The following is a 3,107-nucleotide window of genomic DNA, read 5'->3' on the forward strand; positions in this document are numbered from 1 at the left end:
AAGTCGACGTCAATATCGACCTTGGCGAATCCATGGGCCGGCGACCGAACAGGCCGACCGTGGGCCTCGGCCGGCGGCGGGTCCGGGCGGGCAGCGGCGCCCGTCCGGCGGCACAGGATTCCCACAGACCTCGCACAGCAGACGCACAGGCCGGGGCGGCTTACTGAGGATCTCCACCGAGAGACGGAGCCTCGCATGGCGCACCGACCCTCCGCCCGCCGTCCGCGCCCGACCTACGAGGGTCGGCCGTTGCCCCGCCCCGGCGAGGAGCTCGTCGACCAGGGTCTGGCCTTCGACCTGCGCACCGCGATGAACCGGCGCCGGCTACTGGCCTTCCTCGGCGTGGGTGCCGCCACCGCGGGTCTCGCCGCCTGCGACACCTCCGCGGACGCGTCCGCCACCAGCTCGTCCAGCACCGCTGCTGCCACGAGCGGCGCCAGCGGCAGCGGCTCGACGTTGGCGGAGATCCCCGAGGAGACCGCCGGCCCCTACCCGGGCGACGGGTCGAACGGACCGGACGTGCTGGAGCTGGACGGCATCGTCCGCCGCGACATCCGCAGCAGTTTCGGCGGGGCGAGCGGCACCGCGCAGGGTGTTCCCACGACCATCTCGCTGACCATCAGGGATCTCGCGAACAGCGGCGCGGCCTTTACCGGCGTCGCCGTCTACGCCTGGCACTGCGACCGGGACGGAAAGTACTCCCTGTATTCACAGGGCATCACCGACCAGAACTATCTGCGTGGTGTCCAGATCGCCGACGCGAACGGCACGGTCAGCTTCACCAGTATCTTCCCCGCCTGTTATGACGGACGCTGGCCGCACATCCACTTCGAGGTCCATCCCGACCAGGCGAGCATCACCGACTCCACCAGGGCGATCGCGACGTCCCAGATCGCCCTTCCGAAGGCGACCTGCGACGTCGTCTACCAGCAGACCGGTTACGCCACGTCGGTGACGAACCTGGCCCGGGTCAGTCTGGCCGGCGACAACGTCTTCGGCGACGACAGCGGCGCCCAGCAGCTCGGCACGGTCACCGGCAGCGTCACCGCCGGTTACACCGTCGCGCTCACCGTCGGCGTCGACACGACGACCACCGCGGGTGGTGGCGGCCAGGCGCCGGCGGGTGGTGGCGGTGGCGGCCGTGGTGGCGGTGGCGGCCGTGGTGGCGGTGGCGGCCGTGGTGGCGGCCGGCCGTAGGCGCCCGCTACTCGGCGGGTCGGACCGCCAGCGCGTGGTGGAAGCGGTCCTGCGGGTCCCAGCGCTTCTTGATCTGGCGTAGCCGCGGGTAGTTGCCCTTGTAGTACAGCGTCGACCAGGCGGTGGACGACGTGTTCCAGGCGGCATCGGCCAGGTCGACATCGGGATAGTTGATGTAGGCACCGTCGTGGCGATCACCGGGAACGGGAACGCCGCCGGTGTCGGCGAACAGCTCCCGGTAGAGGCCGCGCACCCAGCTGAGGTGCAGCTCGTCCTCGGCCGGGTCGATCCACCGCACGGAGTACTGCGCCTTGATCACCGAATCACGTTGGGGTATGGCCCGTTCGTCCGCCCGCAGACTGTTGATGCGGCCACCGTAGCCGGCCAGCAGGACGGTCGCGGCCCGCCCCGGATACCCGGCCCGGGAAAGCCACCGGTAGAGGGTCGCCAGCTGCGCCGGGGTGTAGCTCTTTCGCAGATAGGACGACTTGAGCTTCACCCGGTTGCCTATCCCCGGGCCGAAATCGGCGAAGCTTGAATACCGGAAGGCGTCCCACCACGGCAGCGTCCGCTGGTTGCCGACCGGTGCGACGCTCGTGCCCTCCCCCAGCGCCGCGACGAAGTCGCGCAGCAACCCGGCGGCGTTCGGCGCGGTGGCGTCGACCTGCACGGTCAGGCCGAGATCTCCGGTGTTGACACTGTTGAGCGACAGCACCGCGAACAGGGCGCGCTCCGGGGAACCCGGGGCGCTGTTCGCCTCGTGCCAGCGGGTGAAGTTGGCGACGATCCGGGTGTAGCTCGTCTCGTCGAGCTGGGCCCACGGCCAGCGGTACTGGGCCAGCAGCAACGCCGCCGGCGGCTGGGGGAGCCAGGTCGCCGGGCTGTTCCCGGTCGCGTGCGGATCGCGTAGCCAGTAACGGGTGACAACCCCGAAATTACCGCCTCCGCCGCCGGTGTGCGCCCACCACAGATCATGGTTCGGATCGTCGGCCGCGGCGGTCGCCACCACCGTGCGAGCCTGCCCCGAGGCGTCCACCACGACCACCTCGACGGCGTTCAGATAGTCGACCACCAGCCCGTGCAGCCGGGAAAGCGCGCCGTAGCCACCGCCGCTGATATGCCCGCCGGCACCGATCTGCGGGCCGACACCACCGGGCACGGTCACCCCCCCACCGTTTGAACAGCACCTCGTAGACCGTGCCCAGCGTGGCCCCGGCTTCGACCACGACGGCGCCGCGTGGCAGGTCGGCGTACACCCCGGTGAGCTGCGAGAGATCGATGACCGCCCTGACCGCGGGGTCGCCGACGAATCCCTCCAGGCAGTGCCCGCCACTGCGGACCGTGATTCTTCGGTTCTCCCGCACGGCGTCGGCGACGGCACCGCGCACCTGCGCCACCGTGGTGGCGAGCCGGACGTGGTCCGGTTGACCGATGAAGCGGTAGTTGATCCCGCGGACCAGATCCTGATAGCGCGCGTCACCAGGCCCGATCACGGCCGCGGCCCCGCCCGCCCCCGGCGCGGTCGTCGGCGCGGCAGGCACGACGGGTAACGCCGGCGCGGCCGCCGCCGGGGCGGACGCTACCGGGGTGGGTGCGGTGGCGGCGCGGGCTGGTGACGCGGCCAGTCCGGTGCCGACCGCCGTCGCGCCGCCCAACAGCCCCAGCCGCCGTCGGGTCAGATCGTTCATCGCTGCTCCCCCTGTGCGCGTGTTCGCGCCGACGAGGCGGCGCACTGGCCGGGACGGGCGGTCGCCGCCATGCGACCGGGAATCCATGACCACGGATATCGGCTCCGACGGGAACACAAACGGACCCACCGAGTTCAGGGCAGCGAAAACCCACCGATCGGCACCCGAAGGAAAATCCCCGTCGGAAAGCAAACAATCCGGATCTCCGACGTGGCTGACACC

3 protein-coding genes are annotated in these 3,107 nt (G+C 70.9%); 1 reads left to right on the forward strand and 2 read right to left on the reverse strand.

What is annotated here, in order from left to right:
- Positions 1-195 precede the first annotated feature (195 nt).
- Complete coding sequence (locus G6R24_RS19755) at positions 196-1,197, forward strand: intradiol ring-cleavage dioxygenase (protein ID WP_163550660.1); 1,002 nt, start codon at positions 196-198, stop codon at positions 1,195-1,197.
- A 7-nt stretch (positions 1,198-1,204) separates the two neighbouring features.
- Here G6R24_RS19755 and G6R24_RS23830 read toward each other — a convergent pair whose 3' ends face one another.
- Together G6R24_RS23830 and G6R24_RS22970 are read right to left on the reverse strand one after the other, a co-directional pair.
- On the reverse strand, positions 1,205-2,269 hold the full coding sequence (locus G6R24_RS23830; RefSeq protein ID WP_338084479.1) for an FAD-binding oxidoreductase: 1,065 nt from the start codon (positions 2,267-2,269) through the stop codon (positions 1,205-1,207).
- On the reverse strand, positions 2,169-2,885 hold the full coding sequence (locus G6R24_RS22970; RefSeq protein WP_225438799.1) for an FAD-binding protein: 717 nt from the start codon (positions 2,883-2,885) through the stop codon (positions 2,169-2,171). Before G6R24_RS22970 ends, G6R24_RS23830 begins: the two co-directional genes overlap by 101 nt.
- Positions 2,886-3,107: the final 222 nt, after the last annotated feature.

It is taken from the genome of Candidatus Frankia nodulisporulans (assembly GCF_902806475.1).
In the GTDB taxonomy this organism is placed as follows: domain Bacteria; phylum Actinomycetota; class Actinomycetes; order Frankiales; family Frankiaceae; genus Frankia; species Frankia umida.